The 18,502-nt window shown below is 58.0% G+C and carries 15 protein-coding genes and 1 other annotated feature; of the genes, 6 read left to right on the top strand and 9 right to left on the bottom strand.

What is annotated here, in order from left to right:
- The first annotated feature begins 41 nt into the window (after window positions 1-41).
- The 4 genes from FKP33_RS00965 to pyrE all read left to right on the top strand — a co-directional run bounded on the left by FKP33_RS00965 (window position 42) and on the right by pyrE (window position 6,018).
- Window positions 42-1,223 carry a carbamoyl phosphate synthase small subunit gene (locus FKP33_RS00965; RefSeq protein ID WP_141333747.1) on the top strand — a complete coding sequence of 394 codons (1,182 nt, stop codon included), beginning with the start codon at window positions 42-44 and terminating at the stop codon, window positions 1,221-1,223.
- Window positions 1,210-4,425, top strand: coding sequence for a carbamoyl-phosphate synthase large subunit (gene carB, locus FKP33_RS00960; RefSeq protein ID WP_127607258.1), 3,216 nt, complete (start codon window positions 1,210-1,212; stop codon window positions 4,423-4,425). Before FKP33_RS00965 ends, carB begins: the two co-directional genes overlap by 14 nt.
- Before the next feature lie 110 nt (window positions 4,426-4,535).
- The gene (pyrF, locus tag FKP33_RS00955) at window positions 4,536-5,276 is read left to right on the top strand and encodes an orotidine-5'-phosphate decarboxylase (RefSeq protein WP_054795542.1); all 741 of its coding nucleotides are present in this window, start codon (window positions 4,536-4,538) and stop codon (window positions 5,274-5,276) included.
- An 85-nt stretch (window positions 5,277-5,361) separates the two neighbouring features.
- On the top strand, window positions 5,362-6,018 hold the full coding sequence (pyrE, locus tag FKP33_RS00950) for an orotate phosphoribosyltransferase (protein WP_054795543.1): 657 nt from the start codon (window positions 5,362-5,364) through the stop codon (window positions 6,016-6,018).
- A gap of 160 nt (window positions 6,019-6,178) precedes the next feature.
- On the opposite strand, the gene FKP33_RS00945 is transcribed toward pyrE, so the two are convergent.
- From FKP33_RS00945 to FKP33_RS00910, 8 genes are all read right to left on the bottom strand, one after another.
- Window positions 6,179-6,823: a methylthioribulose 1-phosphate dehydratase gene (locus tag FKP33_RS00945; protein WP_141333746.1), complete on the bottom strand. Its 645-nt coding sequence runs from the start codon at window positions 6,821-6,823 to the stop codon at window positions 6,179-6,181.
- The gene (locus tag FKP33_RS00940; RefSeq protein ID WP_127607264.1) at window positions 6,820-7,482 is read right to left on the bottom strand and encodes a 2-hydroxy-3-keto-5-methylthiopentenyl-1-phosphate phosphatase; all 663 of its coding nucleotides are present in this window, start codon (window positions 7,480-7,482) and stop codon (window positions 6,820-6,822) included. The genes FKP33_RS00945 and FKP33_RS00940 overlap by 4 nt, the downstream gene beginning before the upstream one ends.
- The gene (locus tag FKP33_RS00935; RefSeq protein WP_141333745.1) at window positions 7,479-8,759 is read right to left on the bottom strand and encodes a 2,3-diketo-5-methylthiopentyl-1-phosphate enolase; all 1,281 of its coding nucleotides are present in this window, start codon (window positions 8,757-8,759) and stop codon (window positions 7,479-7,481) included. Before FKP33_RS00935 ends, FKP33_RS00940 begins: the two co-directional genes overlap by 4 nt.
- A gap of 15 nt (window positions 8,760-8,774) precedes the next feature.
- Window positions 8,775-9,644 carry a pyrroline-5-carboxylate reductase gene (proC, locus tag FKP33_RS00930; RefSeq protein WP_054798760.1) on the bottom strand — a complete coding sequence of 290 codons (870 nt, stop codon included), beginning with the start codon at window positions 9,642-9,644 and terminating at the stop codon, window positions 8,775-8,777.
- 25 nt (window positions 9,645-9,669) lie between these two features.
- The gene (locus tag FKP33_RS00925; RefSeq protein WP_127607268.1) at window positions 9,670-10,941 is read right to left on the bottom strand and encodes a glutamate-5-semialdehyde dehydrogenase; all 1,272 of its coding nucleotides are present in this window, start codon (window positions 10,939-10,941) and stop codon (window positions 9,670-9,672) included.
- Between the two features lie 34 nt (window positions 10,942-10,975).
- The gene (gene proB, locus FKP33_RS00920) at window positions 10,976-12,109 is read right to left on the bottom strand and encodes a glutamate 5-kinase (RefSeq protein ID WP_127607270.1); all 1,134 of its coding nucleotides are present in this window, start codon (window positions 12,107-12,109) and stop codon (window positions 10,976-10,978) included.
- 65 nt (window positions 12,110-12,174) lie between these two features.
- Window positions 12,175-12,388: a binding site (T-box leader), on the bottom strand.
- A 76-nt stretch (window positions 12,389-12,464) separates the two neighbouring features.
- Entirely contained in the window at window positions 12,465-13,550 is a 1,086-nt protein-coding gene (locus tag FKP33_RS00915) for a GGDEF domain-containing protein (protein ID WP_181410016.1), read from the bottom strand.
- Between the two features lie 107 nt (window positions 13,551-13,657).
- The gene (locus FKP33_RS00910) at window positions 13,658-14,860 is read right to left on the bottom strand and encodes a pyridoxal phosphate-dependent aminotransferase (protein ID WP_054795547.1); all 1,203 of its coding nucleotides are present in this window, start codon (window positions 14,858-14,860) and stop codon (window positions 13,658-13,660) included.
- Between the two features lie 189 nt (window positions 14,861-15,049).
- Here FKP33_RS00910 and FKP33_RS00905 point away from each other — a divergent pair, with 189 nt between their 5' ends.
- Window positions 15,050-15,853, top strand: a complete 804-nt coding sequence (locus FKP33_RS00905; protein ID WP_127607274.1) for a carbon-nitrogen family hydrolase — start codon at window positions 15,050-15,052, stop codon at window positions 15,851-15,853.
- 66 nt (window positions 15,854-15,919) lie between these two features.
- On the opposite strand, the gene FKP33_RS00900 is transcribed toward FKP33_RS00905, so the two are convergent.
- A complete protein-coding gene (locus tag FKP33_RS00900) occupies window positions 15,920-16,891 on the bottom strand; it encodes a LysR family transcriptional regulator (protein ID WP_127607276.1) in 972 nt (323 codons plus the stop codon).
- A gap of 172 nt (window positions 16,892-17,063) precedes the next feature.
- Here FKP33_RS00900 and leuC point away from each other — a divergent pair, with 172 nt between their 5' ends.
- Window positions 17,064-18,482: a 3-isopropylmalate dehydratase large subunit gene (leuC, locus tag FKP33_RS00895; RefSeq protein WP_054795548.1), complete on the top strand. Its 1,419-nt coding sequence runs from the start codon at window positions 17,064-17,066 to the stop codon at window positions 18,480-18,482.
- Window positions 18,483-18,502 lie beyond the last annotated feature (20 nt).

Here is an 18,502-nt window from a genome sequence, read left to right as displayed (position 1 = left end):
TGTAAAGCTTGAAAACAACATTACATAAGGAGTGAGCATCGATGCAGGCAAGATTGTTGTTGGAAGACGGTACGTTGTTTACCGGCAAGGCGTTCGGAAGCACCGGCGACTCGGTGGGCGAGGTCGTTTTTAATACAGGTATCACAGGTTATCAGGAGGTTCTCTCGGACCCGTCTTACTGCGGGCAAATCGTCACGATGACGTATCCGCTGATCGGCAACTACGGCATTGCGCGCGACGATTTCGAATCGATCCGTCCGTTCATTCACGGCTTTGTCGTGCGCGAGCACGAGATCGTGCCGAGCAACTGGAGAGCCGAGTATTCGCTGGACAACCTGTTGAAAGAATACGGCATTATCGGGATCAGCGGCATCGATACGCGGATGTTGACCCGCCGCATCCGCCATCTTGGCGTCATGAAAGGCATCTTGACCACATCGGATAAGTGCGTCGAAGAGCTGCTCGAGCAGTTGAACGGGACGCCGCTCATGACGGACCAAGTGTCCCGCGTCTCGACGAAAAGCGTGTTTAGCGCGCCGGGGACGAAAGAGCGCGTCGTGCTTGTCGATTACGGTTCCAAAAGCGGCATTCTGCGCGACCTGACGAAGCGCGGTTGTGATGTGGTCGTCGTTCCGCAGGATGCGACGGCCGAGCAAATCCGCCGCCTCTCGCCGGACGGCATTCTGCTGTCCAACGGCCCCGGGGATCCGAAAGACGTGCCGCATGCGGCGAAGATGATCGCCGAGCTGCTCGGCGAATTCCCGATCTTCGGCATCTGCCTCGGCCATCAATTGTTCGCCTTGGCGAGCGGAGCCGACACCGAGAAGCTGAAATTCGGTCATCGCGGAGGCAATCATCCGGTGAAAGAACTGAAATCCGGCCGCTGCTACATCACGTCCCAGAACCATGGGTACACCGTTAAGGAAGAATCGATCGCCGGCACGGAGCTGGAAGTGACGCACATCAACAACAACGACCGTACGATCGAAGGCTTGCGCCATAAGAAATACCCGGCTTTCTCCGTACAATATCATCCGGAGGCCGCACCGGGACCGTTCGATTCGAGCTATTTGTTCGACGAATTTCTGACCATGATCCGCGACCATCAAAAAAATACGCCGAAGATTTCGCGCCAAGCGCAACTCGCAGCGGCTTACGAACAGCAGGCGAACGGCGCCGCAGGATCCGTTTCGAAAGGGGAATTGACCTATGCCAAAAAATAATACACTTAAAAAGATTCTCGTTATCGGTTCGGGTCCGATCGTCATCGGCCAAGCGGCGGAATTTGACTACGCCGGGACGCAAGCTTGCCAAGCTTTGAAAGAAGAAGGCTACGAGGTCGTTCTGATCAACAGCAACCCGGCTACGATCATGACCGACACGAACATGGCTGATAAAGTATATATCGAGCCGATCACCCTGGATTTCGTCACGCAAATTATTCGTCAAGAACGTCCGGACGGCTTGCTGCCGACGCTCGGCGGTCAAACTGGCCTGAATATGGCCGTGGAGCTCGCTCGCGCGGGTGTGCTCGAACGCGAGAACGTGAAGCTGCTCGGTACGCAGCTGACCGCGATCGAGAAGGCGGAAGACCGCGACTTGTTCCGCGATCTGATGCGCGAATTGGAGCAGCCGGTGCCGGACAGCACGATCGTGACGACGGTGCAGGAAGCGGTTGATTTTGCGAATGAGATCGGTTATCCGATCATCGTGCGTCCGGCCTATACGCTGGGCGGAACGGGCGGCGGGATTTGCGCGAACGAAGAAGAGCTGCTCGAAACGGTCGCATCCGGGATTCGTTACAGCCCGATTAACCAATGCTTGATCGAGAAAAGCATTGCCGGCATGAAGGAAGTTGAGTACGAGGTCATGCGCGATGCGAACGATAACTGTATCGTCGTCTGCAACATGGAGAACTTCGATCCTGTAGGCGTCCACACGGGCGATTCGATCGTCGTCGCTCCGAGCCAGACGCTGTCCGACCGCGAGTACCAAATGTTGCGTTCGGCCTCCTTAAAAATTATTCGCGCGTTGAATATCGAGGGCGGCTGCAACGTTCAGTTCGCGCTTGATCCGCACAGCTTCCAATACTACGTGATCGAGGTTAACCCTCGGGTGAGCCGTTCTTCCGCGCTGGCGTCCAAGGCTACAGGGTACCCGATCGCCAAAATGGCTGCAAAAATCGCGATCGGCTACACGCTTGACGAAATCGTCAACCCGGTCACGGGTCAAACATACGCCTGCTTCGAGCCGACGCTCGACTACATCGTGTCGAAAATTCCGCGCTGGCCGTTCGATAAATTCACCTCGGCCAACCGGAAGCTCGGGACACAAATGAAGGCGACCGGCGAAGTCATGGCGATCGGCCGTACGTTCGAGGAATCGATCCATAAAGCGATCCGTTCGCTTGAAATCGGCGTCCACCGTCTGTTCTTGAAAGAAACCGATTTGCTGGACCAAGCGACGCTGGAGCAGCGTCTGGTGAAGCCGGACGACGAGCGGATGTTCCTGATCGCCGAAGCTTTGCGCCGCGGCTACACGGTGCAGCAGCTGCAGGACTTGACGAAGGTGGACTGGTGGTTCCTGCACAAGCTCGAGGGCATGATTAAATTCGAAGCCGAGCTCCAGCAGCCGGAACTGACGCCGGAATTGTTATATGAAGCGAAGCGCAAAGGGTTTACGGACCGCGCTATCGCCGAAATTCGCCAGTCGGCCGACAAAGGGCTGAACATGACGAAAGAAGCGGACGTTCGCGCTTACCGCCTCGGCCTGAACCTGAAGCCGGTGTACAAAATGGTCGACACGTGCGCAGCCGAATTCGAAGCTTCGACGCCTTACTATTACTCGACCTACGAAACCGAAGATGAAGTGAAGGAGACGACGAAACAGAAGGTCGTCGTGCTCGGCTCCGGTCCGATCCGGATCGGACAAGGCATCGAGTTCGATTACTCGACCGTTCATGCGGTGTGGGCGATTCAGGCCGCCGGTTACGAAGCGGTCATCATCAACAACAACCCGGAAACCGTGTCGACGGACTTCAATACGTCCGACCGTCTGTACTTCGAGCCGTTGTTCTTCGAGGACGTCATGAACGTCATCGAGCGTGAGCAGCCGATCGGCGTCATCGTGCAGTTCGGCGGCCAAACGGCGATCAACCTGGCGGCACCGCTGTCCCAAGCCGGCGTACGCATTCTCGGTACGGATCTGGAGAACATCGATGCGGCCGAAGACCGCAAGAAGTTCGAAGCGCTGCTGCGCTCGCTCGATATCGCTCAGCCGCCGGGCGGCACCGTCACTTCGGTCGACCAAGCCGTTGGCATGGCTTCGAAGTTCGGTTATCCGGTGCTCGTGCGCCCGTCCTACGTATTGGGCGGCCGGGCGATGGAAATCGTCTACTCCGACGAAGAGCTGCTCAGCTACATGGAATACGCAGTGAAAATCAATCCGGAGCATCCGGTCCTGATCGACCGTTACATGCTCGGCAAAGAAGTTGAAGTCGACGCCATTTGCGACAAAGAAACCGTATTGATTCCGGGCATTATGGAACATATCGAGCGGGCGGGCGTTCACTCCGGCGACTCGATCGCGGTGTATCCGACGCAAACCGTATCGGAAGAGCTGAAGCAAAAAATTATCGACATCACGACGAAAATCGCCCGCGGCTTGCAAGTGGTCGGCCTCGTCAACATCCAGTTCGTCATTTATCAAGACGAAGTGTACGTGATCGAAGTCAATCCGCGTTCTTCCCGGACGGTTCCGTTCTTGAGCAAAGTCACGAAAATCCCGATGGCTAACGTGGCGACACGCGTCATCATGGGTGAGACGCTTGCGGATATGGGTTATGAGAACGGCTTGTGGCCGGAAGACAACTACGTTTCCGTTAAAGTGCCGGTGTTCTCCTTCGCCAAGCTGCGCCGCGTCGACACGACGCTCGGACCGGAGATGAAATCGACGGGCGAAGTCATGGGCCGCGATAAAACGTTCGCGAAGGCGCTCTACAAAGGCTTGATCGGCTCCGGCATGAAAGTGCCGCCGACCGGCGCCATCATCGCGACGATTGCGGACAAAGACAAGGCGGAAGCGACGGAAATTTTCCGCGGCTTCGACCGATTGGGCTACCGCATCGTAGCGACAGGCGGTACGGCGGCGGCGCTTGAAAAAGCCGGGCTGAACGTAACCCGCGTCAACAAGCTGAGCGAAGGCTCGCCGAACATTCTGGATCTGATTCGCAACGGCGAAGCGCATTTCGTCGTCAACACGCTCACTAAAGGCAAAATGCCGGAGCGCGACGGCTTCCGGATTCGCCGCGAAGCGGTCGAGAACGGCGTCGTGTGCATGACCTCGCTCGATACCGTCAGCGCGCTGCTGCACGTGCTGGAATCGATTTACTTCCAATCGACGCCGATGCCTGCGCATCAAGCGTAACTATAAGCAGCAAACCCGAATTAGCACAGTGTCTCCGGCTTGACTGCGGAGCGCTGTGCTAATCCCTTGATGGGGCCCGAATGAGAAGGAAACGAGAAGGAGACGGACGAATGACAAAGAACGGCAGGTTGGCGGCGGAACGCATCATGGTAGCCTTGGACTACGCTTGCGAGGAGCAGGCGGAGACGCTTGTAAAGTCGCTCGAAGGCATTCCTTGTTACATGAAGGTGGGAATGCAGCTTTTCTACAGCGCAGGTTCCGCGTTCGTAGCGAGGCTGAAGGACAAGGGCTACAACGTTTTCCTGGATTTGAAGATGCACGATATCCCGAATACGGTTAAGGGCGGGGCCGAGAGCATCACGCGGCTCGGCGTGGACATGTTCAACGTGCATGCCGCGGGCGGAGTCAGGATGATGGAAGCGGCTCGGGAAGGCGTCGATAAAGCTGTGACCGGAGCGGGACAAGGCAGCAAGCCGCTGCTTATCGCCGTGACCCAATTGACAAGCACGAACCAGGCGACGCTGAACGACGAGATCGGTATTGCCGGCAGCGTGGAGGATGCGGTCATCCGGTATGCGAAGCTGGCGCGGCTCGCGGGCATGGCCGGCGTCGTCGCTTCGCCGCATGAAGTCGCGGGCATCAAAGAGGCATGCGGCACCGGCTTTGTCACCGTGACGCCGGGCATTCGTCCGGCGGGGGCCGACATCGGCGATCAATCGCGCGTCATGACGCCGCCTGAGGCGTTTGCGCAAGGCACCGATTATGTCGTCATCGGGCGTCCCATCACGGCTGCGCCGGACCCGAGAGCGGCGCTGGAAGCGATTATCGCTTCCGTCGAAACGGGCTGCTAAGCTGTAGCTGGCATGTAACCAGCCTGTAACTGGAATGGAGCACGAGCTTTTCAACCGATAATCCCCATAAAAGGAGCATACCCTAATGAGCGCCACAACGATTCGTACCAACCCGCAGCTTGCGGAACAAATCGCAGCCGATTTGCTGTCCATCGGCGCGGTCGCCCTGCGGCCGCAGCAGCCTTTTACCTGGACGTCGGGCTTGAAATCACCGATTTATTGCGACAACCGGCTGACCATCTCGTACCCGGAAGTCCGCGAACGGATCGCGGAAGGGTTCGTTTCGATCATCCGCGAATATTTTCCGGATGCCGAAGTGATTGCCGGAGCGGCGACGGGCGGTATTCCGCACGCGGCTTGGGTCGCGCAGAAACTTGGCCTGCCTATGGTATACGTACGCGATAAAGCGAAAGGCCACGGCAAAGAAAACCTGATCGAAGGCACGATCCGCCCGGGGCAGAAGACCGTCGTCATCGAGGACCTGATTTCCACCGGAGGCAGCTCGCTGAAGGTTGCGCTTGCCGTGAACGAAGCGGGTGCCGCTGCGCTTGGCGTACTGGGCATCTTCTCGTACCAGTTCGATAAGGCGAAAGAAGCGTTCGACGGCGCAGGCGTTCCGTTCGAGACGTTGACCAACTACACCACGCTGCTGCAGGTTGCCCTTGCGAAGGGCAGCATCCAGGAGCAGGATTTGGCTGCGCTGCAGGCATGGCGTGCGAACCCGAGCGAATACGGGAAATAAGTCGAGCAAGGCTTTTAGTTCCGATCGATTTGGAAGGTCAATATATGGAGAAAGCCCTCCGTCACCGTGTGACAGAGGGCTTTCTAATGTTACGGCCCAGCATGGGCGTCATCTCTACGATGTAAGGTAAGTCCGCAACACGGGCCGGCAAGCGCCCTGCTTATTTCTTCAATACAGCAAGCCTATAGGCGTATTCGAACAAAAACTCGAATGCCTCCAGATGGCGCTTCGCCTCGAATGCATTGGCGCCCCAGGCGCAAATGCCGTGTTTGCGAATGAGGATGCCGGGAATGCGCGGGAGAATCGATCGTTCCACGAGCTCGGCGATACGCGGAATGTCCGCATAGTTGGGCACAATCGGAATCTCAATCTGCGCTTCCTCGTCCCAGATATTGAACGCCTTGATGAGCTCGACGCCGTCGATCGGCACGCTGCCGCGTTCGGCGTACCACTCCGAGATCACATTGTTGAATACCGTATGCACATGGAAAATGGCGCCTGCTCCGGTTGCCCGATAAATCTCGCAGTGGATCAGCGTTTCCGCCGACGGCTTCAAGCTCGTCGCTTCGATCGCTTTCCCGTTCTGGTCGACGAGCAGGAAGTCGGACGGGGTATTGATCGATTTGTCCTTGCCGCTCGCCGTCACGGCGAAAGCGAACTGCTCGGGGGCGAACCCGCCCACGCGGATCGACAGGTTGCCGCTTGTCCCCGGGAACCATCCCCGTGAGGACAGCAAGGTTTTGATTTCCCGCAGCTCGGCGAACGCCTGCTGTTTCTCTTCTAGCGTAATGGTGCTGAAGCTCACCTTACGTTCAACTCCTCTATATGCTGGATCACATCATAAAAGTTTTCGAACGGCTTATAATTCAAGCCGAGTTCCTTGCACAAATCGATGAGGTGCGCGCGCGCATAAACCGTATCCACAAGCTTGGCCCCCTCGAAGTCGGTCACGCTGTCGCCGATCAGGATACGTTCGTATTCATCTGCGGGATAGGCGCGAATGATCGTCGTTTTGCACATCCCGCAATCGTTATGACAATGCTCGTCGCACGCGTGCGGCCACAAGATACGGAAATGCGAGCCGCTGAAATCGCTGGCGTTGCAGTATATATTGTCGCTCGGAATCGGGAACGCCGACAGTACGGGATACACGAAGAAGTCGATTCCCCCGCTGGTGACGAGAAACGTAATGCCTTCACGCTTGCAATAGTCGAGCAGCTCGGCGAACCCCGCACGAATCGTCACATTGCGGATCGCAAAGTCGATCACTTCCTCCTTGCGGGAGGTGGGAAGGAGGGCGAACATGCGTCCGACCCCTTCGCGAATCGTGATTTCTTTGTTAATCACCTGATCCACAAGCTTATCCCAGCCTTCCGGCTGAAAATGCTTCATAATGGCAACGATGTTGTCGTTGACGGTAATCGTGCCGTCGAAATCGCAAAAAATAACGCGCCGCTTGCTCATTCTTTAATCCCCCAAGCTTGAATTGCCGCCTGCAGTTCCGGGTGGGTTTCCGCATACGTTCTTAGCGGAATGCCGCTCAAGCAGCCGTCGATCGCTTGACGGAACGCGCGTCCTCCGGCCGCTGCGCCCATCGGGTGACCATGGACGCCGCCGCCGGCGTTCACCACGACGTCATGTCCGAAGTCGCGCAAGATCCACGGCACAAGTCCCGGATGAATGCCGGCGGACGGCACCGGGAAGCTGGTCCGCAGCGACAGCTGGTCCGCAGCGCCGCCACCCGTCACATAGCCGGACGCTTCGGTTGTTAGGAGAGCATCCTTGATGGCCATGTTTTCCTCCAGCGGCATGACGACCGATCCGTACGGGGAAGGGAACAGAACGAGATCCGCGCCGGCCAGGCGCATCAGCTTGCCGAGCAGGACGTTAGCCGAAATGCCGTGGTGCGCCGAGGGGTAGAAGGCGCCGGCGAGCGCCGGGTGCGCCATAATCGGCACGTTCACGTCGGGATGACGGCTCAGCTCGGCAAGCGCGTCGAATCCGTAGGCCAGCACGTTAAACAGCAGCGCATTGGCGCCGGCTCCGATGGCGCGCCTGGCTTGCTCAACCAAACCGAACGTCGAACCTGTCAGGTTAGCGGCATACAGCAGCTTTTGACCTGTTTCGCGTCCGGCCTGCTCCGCTGCCTCCATGCACACCTCAACGCGTCGTTCGATCGGCGTCAGCGGGTTCTCGAACAAGATCTCATCGTCCTTGATCAAATCGACGCCGCCAAGAGCCTGTTGGTAGAACTGCTCGCGCAGCGCCGGCAAATCGTGGCCGATTACCGATTTGAAGATGCTCATCAGCAGCGGTCTGTCTTGCACGCCGAGCAGGTCGCGTACGCCCTGCAGACCGAAACGAGGACCCGGGAAGGCGTCCAGGAACGAAGGCGAGAAGGTGAGGTCGGTCAATTTAATACGGCCGTCCATCGACAGCTTGCCGAATACGGTGACCAGCAGCGCCGGAATGTCGCGGCTGAAGTTGACGTCCGGATAGGCGATCCGAATGTCGGCGTACCGTTCGCCGAGCGATTCGCCGGCAGCGGGTTCATGGACGTCGACGGAGACGACCCGGCCGAGGTGTTTCTCCATCTCGGCCTTCCGCGCTTCGGGCAAATCCGTCCAGCTGCCGACGGTCAGACCGACGGCGATACCGGTTGCTTTCTTATGAAAATCCGCTTTCTCGTCATAACAGCGGTATGTCGCTATGCAATAAGAAGCTGGCAAGGGCAAACTCACGATAATCCACCTCCTTTATTTGTTTTGGGACGTAACGGAATCGCTGATGGCGGCTCCGATTTCGGAAGCGCGCTCAGCCGAGCGAAGCACGGCTTGCGTGACCGTCTCGCTGAAGCCGCGACCGGCCATCAGCTCGAGCGCGGCTTGTGTCGTGCCGTTCGGCGACGTTACTTTGCGGCGCAGCTCGGCCGGCTCCTCGCCGGTCGTCTCAACCATGCGGGCGGCGCCAAGTACGGTTTGCACGGTCAGCCGCCGCGCTTCCTCGCGGTTGAGGCCGCCTTGGACGCCCCCCTCAATCATCGCTTCCATCATGAAATAGATGTAAGCGGGGCCGCTTCCCGACAGGCCTGTGACCGTATCGAGCAGCGGCTCGTCGACGATGCTGACGATGCCGGTCGACCGAAACATGTCGGTCGCGATTTGCCGCTGTTCGGCGTTGACGGCTGCGGAGAAGCTGATACCGGTTGCGCCGAGACCGATCGTGCTGGACGTGTTGGGCATCGTGCGCACAACCGGCATGCGCGGGTTCTCCAGCAGCCCGGATATCGTTTCAATGGATAGCCCGGCAATGACGGAGACGAGCAGCTGGCGCTCGTTCAACAGCCCGCGGAGAAGCCGCACGCCCTCTGCGGCATCCTTCGGCTTAAAGGCGATGACGACGACGTCCGCTTGGCGGATCGCCTGTTCTTTGGCGGCTTCGTCTTGCGTGTAACGAATGCCGTATGTCTGCTGAAGCTCCTGCAATCGAGCCGCATTCGAGCGGTTCGCGACGAAGATGCGCTCGCCTTGGACGCCCCCCTTGTCGATCAGGCCGCGAATGACGGCTTCGGCCATCGAGCCTGCGCCGATAAAGGCGATATTTATTGAAGCTAAAGTGTTGGACACGTTGAAGGACTCCTTTATATGTTCGTTATCCCCGGATTTGGCCGTTGCCGACGACACGGTATTTGCTCGATGTCAAGGCAGGCAGGCCCATCGGTCCGCGGACGTGAAGCTTTTGCGTGCTGATGCCGATTTCCGCGCCGAAGCCGAATTCGAACCCGTCGGTAAAACGGGTGGAGGCGTTGTGGTAAACGGCGGCGGCGTCGACTTCATTCAAGAAACGGGCGGCATGGTCGGCATTTTCGGTTACGATGCATTCGGAATGCATCGTCCCGTGAGCGGCGATATGCGCCAGCGCTTCGTCCAACCCATCCACGATACGTACGTTGAGAATGTAATCGTTATACTCGGTATCCCAATCCTGATCGGTGGCTTCATTCATGCCGGGGAAGATGCGGCGGGCCTGTTCGTCGCCGCGCAGTTCAACGTTCTGCTGTGCGAACTGGTGCAGGATCATCTCGAGATGCCGTTCGGCAAACGACTTGTGCACGAGCAGCGTTTCCATCGAGTTGCAGACGGAGGGGCGCTGCACTTTGGCGTTGATGGCGATTTGCAGCGCCATCTCCGGCTTCGCCGAATCATCGATGAACGTATGGCAAATGCCGGAGCCGGTTTCGATGACCGGTACGGAAGCGTTCTTCACGACATTCTGGATGAGCGAAGCGCCGCCGCGCGGAATGAGCACGTCAAGCAGGCCGTTCAGCTTGAGCATTTCTTGGGCCGAGGCGCGGCTCGGATCCAGCACGAGCTGCAGCGCATCGACGGGAACGTCGGTTTCGCGAAGCGCTTCGTGCAGTACCTCTACGATGCGTTTGTTCGATTCAAGAGCGGACGATCCGCCGCGCAGGACGACGGCGTTGCCGGTTTTCAAACACAGTCCGGCCGCATCGACCGTAACGTTCGGGCGGGCTTCGTAGATCATGCCGATCACGCCGAGCGGGACGCGCACCTTGCGGATCGACAGCCCGTTAGGCCGGTCGAACGCTTCGAGCACATCGCCGATCGGATCTGGCAGCTCCACGACTTGGCGCAAGCCTTCGGCCATCGCCGCGATGCGGGACTCGTTTAACGCGAGCCGGTCGAGCAGCGAGACCGAGATGCCGTTCTCGCGGCCGCGCTGCAGGTCGAGCGCGTTAGCGGCGATAATCGAAGAGGCTTCCTGAACCAGCGCTTCAGCCATGCGGAGCAGGGCGGCGTTCTTCTGCCCGGTGGAGAGCAAGCTAAGCTTCGGCGAGGCCGCTTTAGCCAGCTTCGCCTTTATCGTCACTTCAGAAGTATGGGTATCGTAAACAGTCGTCATTCGCCTGTTCCTCCTTTAAGTAAGTAAGCTGATCTTACGAATTTGCGCTATCTCTTGCTTTCGCCGTCGCGGCGAGGGTAATCCATTCGTCGCGGTGTATGACTTCGAGCCGCGGCACCTCGATGCGCTTCAGCACTTCGTCGGTGCTTAACCCGGCAACGGCTTGAAGCTGCCACGCCGCATAATTGACGACGCCCCGGCCGACCGTCTGCCCGCTCGCGTTCACAACCTCGATGACGTCGCCCGGGTGAAAGTCGCCGGAAACTTCCTTCACGCCGGCCGGCAGCAGACTTTTGCCGCCCTCGATGAGCGCCCGTTCCGCGCCGTCGTCGACGACGGCGCGGCCTTGCGGCTGTGAGTGGAAGCCGAGCCACTGCTTCTTCATCGGCAAATTGTGTTCGCTCGTATCGAAATACGTGCCTTTGCCGGAGCCGTCCACCGCAAGCGTCAAGTCGCCGGGTTCCATAACCCGGCCGACGAAGACGGGAATGCCGCCGCGCATCGCGATGCGGGCCGCTTCAACCTTGGAGCGCATGCCGCCGGTGCCGACGGAAGAGCCCGAGCCTCCGGCGATCCGGTAGAGCTCTTCGTCGATTTCGTTCACGCGGTCGATCCGTTTCGCTTCGGCGTTTTTCCGCGGATCTTCCGTGTAGAGCCCGTCGGTATCGGTCAGGATGACCAGCTTGCGCGCCCGTACCAGATTAGCGACCAGGGCGGATAACGTATCGTTGTCGCCGAATTTCAGCTCGTCGACCGAGACGGTGTCGTTCTCGTTAATGATCGGCACCATGCGCCTTCGAAGCAGCTCCTCCAGCGTCATCTGCGCGTTATGGATGCGTTTGCGGTTGGAAAAGTCGGAGCGGGTAAGCAAAATTTGACCGACGCCGACACCGTGGCGTCCGAATGCATCATGGTACGCCTGCATCAGCAGCGCTTGCCCGACGGACGCCGAAGCTTGCTTCTCATGCAGCGCTTTGGGACGGGATGCATAGCCGAGCTCGCGAAACCCGGCCGCGACCGCGCCGGAGGTGACGAGCAGCACCGGATAACCGGCGCGGTGCAGAGAAGCCAGTTCCGAGGCGAAGAACACGATTTTATCGCGGTTCAGCCCCCCTTCATCCGACGTGAGCGAGCTGCTTCCGATTTTGACGACAATGGCTTGCGACATATACTTCACTCTTTTCCGTTACGATTGGAGAGGAGGGTCCCGGTAAATGCAAAAAGGCCCCGTCCTCTAAGGACGAAAGCCATAACTTCCGCGGTACCACCTTACTTGATGAGCGTGCTCATCCGTCTTGATCCCTCATAACGGCGGGGAACGCCGTCCAACTCGTCGTTGGCCGTTCAGGGGCGGGTTCGGTAAGTCTTCACGGTAAATTCTCTCAGCCGTCGGAATTTACTCTCTGAGCGTGCAGGGGCTTCCTACTATTCCCATCATTACGTTTGGTTTCTTGTTTAGCATAGCACGCCCGGACGCGGTTTGTAAAGGAGAGGGCGCCGTCCGATACGGGTTGGACTTGGAGCTAGCCTGCGCAGGCGGTTCGGTTTTTGCCGGAATGTTTGGCCTCGTACAGCAGCATATCCGCTTTCTCGAACAATCGCTCTTTGTCTTCGTTGGCGCGATGCGCATACAGGCCGATACTGACTGTCACCGAGCTGCCGTCCAACTCAGGGTGCCGCATATTCGCAATGACGGTGCGAATGTTCTCAAGCATCGCATACGCTTCCTTGAACGACTTCTCGGTCATAATGACGGCGAATTCCTCACCGCCGTAACGGGCGGCGAAATCGTTAGGGGTAAGGGCTTCCTGGATGGCGGTTGCGACTGCCCGCAGCACGATGTCGCCGGCGCGGTGTCCGTACGTGTCGTTCACGGTCTTAAAATTATCAATGTCGAGAACGGCGAGGCAAAGCGGGAACGGCTGATGATTCCACAGCTCGAGCAATTTGTCCAAGTATTCGTGAAACGTCCGGTGATTGTAAAGTCCGGTAAGCGCGTCGGTTTTGATCAGCTTGTCCAACACGACATTTTGCACCAGAAGCTCCTGTTTGGCGTCGATGACCGATTGCAAATAGCGGGCCAATTGCCGTCCGCGGGCCACGATCGTTAAGGCGATCAGGAGCACGGCGACTAGCAACAGATGTATCAGGATGATTTGATCCCGGGTTGTCTGTACGCGAATCGCTTCGTTGGCGAACGTCGTGACGTAAAAGCAGGATAAGTTCAGGCCGAAGGCATAGAACGCGATTTGGCGCCGCATGTAGATAACCGAAATCAGCAACGGCAGCACAAACAGCGATTGGATAAACGTGATCATCGAGATCGAGGAGACGAGCACGGCACACATGGCGGTCGCGGTCGTGATCATGAAGAAATCTTGATAAGCCTTCATTCTCGGCAGCGTCAACTCAGCGACGATGGCGACTGCAGACAAGCCCGCCGTCGGAAACAGGATACATGGGTACAAGGCGCTCTCTTCGCTTACGGAGCGAAACGGGTACCCGACGCATGCCACCGCTAACGACAGAACGATCATGCACCAATACGCATTTAAATAGATACGATGCCAACGATTCATTTGCAGGCTGGAGATCGTGTCGTAGTCCATAGGCATCACCTTAAGCGGTAGAATAAGACTTCGGAATGATGGATGCAATGAGCTTATTCTACCATAGTCCTAAGGTTTGGTATATATGAATGATCCCCTTGGCGGTCTTAAAATAAACCGAGCGCTTCAACCCGGCGCACCGCTTCCTGCAGTCTCGATTCCGGACTTAGCAAGCCGAGCCGTACGTAACCTTCGCCGTGCTCCCCGAAGCCGATACCGGGCGCAACGACGATTTTGGCTTCGTTCAGCAGCCGATCGGCCAGCGTTTCGGAGGTGTATCCCTTCGGAACCGGCAGCCATGTAAAGAAAGAGCCTTGCGATCGTTTCGCTTGCCAGCCGATCCGGTCCAGCTCGGTAAACAGCGCATGACGGCGGGATTGATAAACCGCGACAAGCTCGTCCACGCACGATTGCGGTCCGGTGAGCGCTACCGCCGCCGCCGCTTGAATGCCCCCGAACAGGCTGCAGTAATAATGATCCTGTATCAGGTTGATCATGCGCACAACTTCTTTATTTCCGAGGCAAAAGCCGACCCGCCATCCGGCCATATTGTACGTTTTGGACAGCGTGTAAAATTCGACGCCGACTTCCTTGGCGCCCGGCACCTGCAAGAAGCTGACGGGCTTCGTCTCTTCGAACCCGATTGCGCCGTAAGCGAAATCGCTGGCGACGACGATGCCGTGCTTGGCGGCGAACCGCACGGTTTCCTCGTAGAAGGAGTAAGGAGCCGAGACAGCGGTCGGGTTGTTCGGGTAGTTCATGAACATCAGCTTCGCTTTGTTGAGATCGTCGGCCGCCAGTGAGTCGTAATCCGGCAGGAACGCATTCGACTCCCGCAGCGGCATGAACGCCATGCGGGCTCCGGACAATGCGACGCCGGACCAATAATCCGGATAGCCCGGATCCGGGACGAGGCACACGTCGCCCGGATTGAGCAGACATTGGGCGATTTCGACGAGCCCGGTTTTGCCGCCGAACAAGATGGCGACCTCCGTTTCGGGATCGAGCTCGACGCCGTAATCTTCACGATACCGCTGGGCGACCGCTTCCTTCAGGAACATATAGCCGTTGAACGGCGGATATCTGTGGTATTGGGGGTTCTCCGCCGCTTCCTGCAGCGCCTGTACGATATGCGGCGGCGTCGGACGGTCCGGGTTGCCTTGGCCGAGATTGATGACATCGTGTCCGGCAGCGATTTGCTCGTTCGCTTTGCGCACGAGTTTGGCGAAAAATTGGGTAGGCAGCTCCTGCAGGCGCTGCGCGGGCTGAATGGGAAAAGCGCTGACGGCGCTGGGCGAAGTTGGGTTCATGTTCGTCTCACTCCATTGCTTAGTATCGGTATGCGGGCTGATGCCGCTTTAGTTGAATACGATTAATGTAACATGAATTCCGACCTGTGTACATGGGAATGGCTTTCGCATGGAGGATCCGTTGAAGTTGTCGGCCTCATGCTCTATAGTTAAGGAAATGTCGATTTTACGAAGTAAAGGATGGGGAACATGACACAAGGCACCTGGAACGTCGCGCTGCTGCAGATGGACATAGCCATCGGCGAGCCGGAGCGCAATTACGCCAAGTTGGAAGAAATGCTGAATGAAGCGGTCACGAATGAAGTGAAGCCGGATGTGATCGTCATTCCGGAGATGTGGAACACCGGGTATGCGCTGGACCGCATTCAGGAATTGGCCGACCCGGCCGGAGAACGGACGCGGGCGCTGCTGTCCGGGTTTAGCCGGGAACACGGGGTGAACGTCGTGGGCGGATCGATCGCGGAGAAGCGGGAAGGCGGGGTTTTCAATACGATCTATGCGTTCGATCGTGAAGGGAACGAAGCCGGCGACTATTCGAAAATTCATCTGTTCCGGTTGATGGACGAGGAGAAGTTTTTGCAAAGCGGAGACAAGCTGGGAAGGCTTGAGCTCGACGGCGTTCCGGCGGGGATGATGATTTGTTACGACATCCGCTTCCCGGAATTGTCGCGCAAGCTGGCGCTCGGCGGCGCCCAGGTGCTGTTCGTGCCGGCGGAATGGCCGAATCCGCGCCTGCACCATTGGCGAACGCTGCTGATGGCGCGCGCGATTGAGAATCAGATGTTCGTCATTTCGTGCAACCGTGTCGGCATAAGCGGAACGACGGAATTTTTCGGTCATTCCATGGTCATCGACCCGTGGGGCGAGGTGCTCGCGGAAGGGGACGAAAGCGAGCGCATCGTGCGGGCCACGATCGATCTCGGGCTTGTGAAGGACGTTCGCCGGCGCATTCCGATCTTCGAGGATCGACGTCCGTCGTTGTACGCGGAATAAGCGGGGCTATCCCCGCGCCATGCCGTCATCGCATGGCGAAGGGACACCATTAATGGCAGGCTGGAGTCAGGTCGGCGTGCGCATGACGTCGCGGAACGTCTCCATGAACGCTTCGACCGCCTTGGACAAGTAGCGTCCTTTGCGGTAAGCGACTACGAGCGTTCGCGTCGGACGGCTTTGCAGCGGCAGGTAGGCAGGCGCCAGCTTGCTCCAGCGGCCGCGGGATACCATGTGCGGCACGAAGGCGATGCCCATGCCGGCGGCGACGAGCGACTGCACCGTCTCGATGTTGCTGCTTTCGAACACAATGTTCGGCGAGAAGCCTGCGCTGCCGCACAGCTCGATGGCGATTTGCCGGAAGCCCTGGCCCTTCTTCAGCGCGATGAACGGCTCGTTCCGCAGCAGCCCGATGTCGACCGGCTGCACCGAGCGGTCTGCGCCTGATAGCGGACGGAGCGGATCCGTCCACGCATCGCCTCCTTCACCGGGGGCCGCTTCTGCGGCCTTGGCGGCGAGCGGATGCTGCGGCGGCACCGCCAGCACGATTTCTTCCTCGATCACCGGCTCGTAAGCGAGCGCGTCGTCAAACAGCGGCAGCGACAGCAGCGATATGTCCGCCTGGCCGCTGGCGGTCAAATGCTCGAGGTTCCTCGTCGTCTCCTCGACAAGCACGACGTCGATCTCGGGGTAGCGCTCCTGAAAAACGGGAAGCACGAGCGGCAGGACGTGCGCGCCGGTGATCGGCAGGCTGCCGACGACAAGCCGGCCCTTGCGCATCTGTGAAATATCTTCCATTTCCTTCTTCAGCTGCTCGACGGTGTCGAGTATTTTTTGTGCCTTCTCCACGAAGAGCGACCCGGCATACGTGACCTCCACCGAGTTTGTCGTGCGTTGAAACAAGAGTACGCCGATTTCTTTCTCCAGCTTGGACAGCTGCTGGCTGAGGGAGGGCTGGGCGATGTGCAGCTTTTCTGCGGCGCGGGAAAAGTTTTTGTCGATAGCGATTTGCAAAGCGTATTGCAGCTGACGCAGTTCCATGATCGTTCAAACGGCTCCTTTGGTTCATAATTGATTTATGATGCATTATTATCGAAACCTATCAATGTTATAGCTATTATATCTTGGAACAATGAAGTTGAACATGGTACGATGTAACACATAGAGCAGTACATTCCAAGGATTCATTCATACACAACCCGAGGTGGAACCGATGGCAAAAACAATGTTTGAGAAAATTTGGGATAACCATGTCATTCAATCCGAAGCAGGCAAACCGAGCATCATCTATATCGACCTGCATTTGGTGCATGAAGTGACAAGCCCGCAAGCTTTCGAAGGACTTCGCTTGAGCGGCCGCAAAGTGCGCCGTCCGGACCTGACGTTCGCGACGATGGATCACAACGTGCCGACGAAAGACCGTTTCAACATCACCGATCCGATTTCGAAGCAGCAGATCGATACGCTTTCGAAAAACTGCGCTGACTTCGGGATCAAGCTGTTTGACCTGGACAGCATCGACCAAGGTGTCGTGCACGTTATGGGACCGGAAGTCGGCTTGACGCATCCGGGCAAAACGATCGTCTGCGGCGACAGCCACACGTCGACTCACGGCGCTTTCGGCGCATTGGCGTTCGGCATCGGGACGAGCGAAGTCGAGCACGTGCTCGCGACGCAATGCTTGCAGCAATCCAAAGCCAAAACGCTTGAAGTGCGCATCAACGGCCGCTTGCAGCCGGGCGTCACGGCGAAAGACTTGATCCTCGGCGTGATCGCGAAATACGGTACGGATTTCGCCACCGGTTACGTCATCGAGTATACGGGCGAAGCGATCCGCAACTTGTCGATGGAAGAGCGCATGACCGTATGTAACATGTCGATCGAAGCGGGCGCAAGAGCCGGTTTGATCGCGCCTGACCAAACGACATTCGATTACTTGCGCGGACGCGAGTATGTGCCGCAAGGCGAAGCGTTCGACAGAGCGGTAGCCGAATGGAGCAAGCTGACGACAGACGAAGGCGCTGTATACGACCGTGTGGTTGAATTCGACGCCGAGAGCCTGATCCCGCAAGTGACCTGGGGCACGAGCCCGGGCATGGGTACCGACATTACCGGCGTTGTGCCGAATCCGGCGGACTTCACGACCGAGAACGAGCGCAAAGCTGCTGAGAAAGCCCTGGAGTACATGGGCTTGACGCCGGGAACGCCGATGTCCGAAATCGCGATCGATTATGTGTTTATCGGTTCCTGTACGAACGGCCGGATCGAAGACCTGCGCGCCGCCGCAGCTGTCGCTCAAGGTCATAAAGTGGCTCCGAACGTCACGGCGATTGTCGTACCGGGATCGGGCCGCGTGAAGATCCAGGCCGAGAAGGAAGGTCTGGACAAAATCTTCACCGAAGCCGGATTCGAATGGCGCGACGCGGGCTGCTCGATGTGTCTGGCAATGAACCCGGACGTGCTCCAACCGGGACAACGCTGTGCGTCGACGTCCAACCGGAACTTCGAAGGCCGTCAAGGCCGCGACGGACGCACGCATCTCGTATCGCCGGCGATGGCTGCCGCTGCAGCGGTCAAAGGGCGTTTTACAGATGTGCGCGATTGGGAATTTAAAGTGAAGCAGGAAGCTTAAGCATACACCACATGAGAAAT

Origin of the sequence: Paenibacillus sp. tmac-D7 (assembly GCF_006519665.1) — a bacterium.
Classification (GTDB): Bacteria; Bacillota; Bacilli; order Paenibacillales; family NBRC-103111; genus Paenibacillus_G; species Paenibacillus_G validus.
The sequence above is the reverse complement of the archived record's forward strand: the minus strand, read 5'-3'. Positions and strand labels throughout refer to the sequence as shown.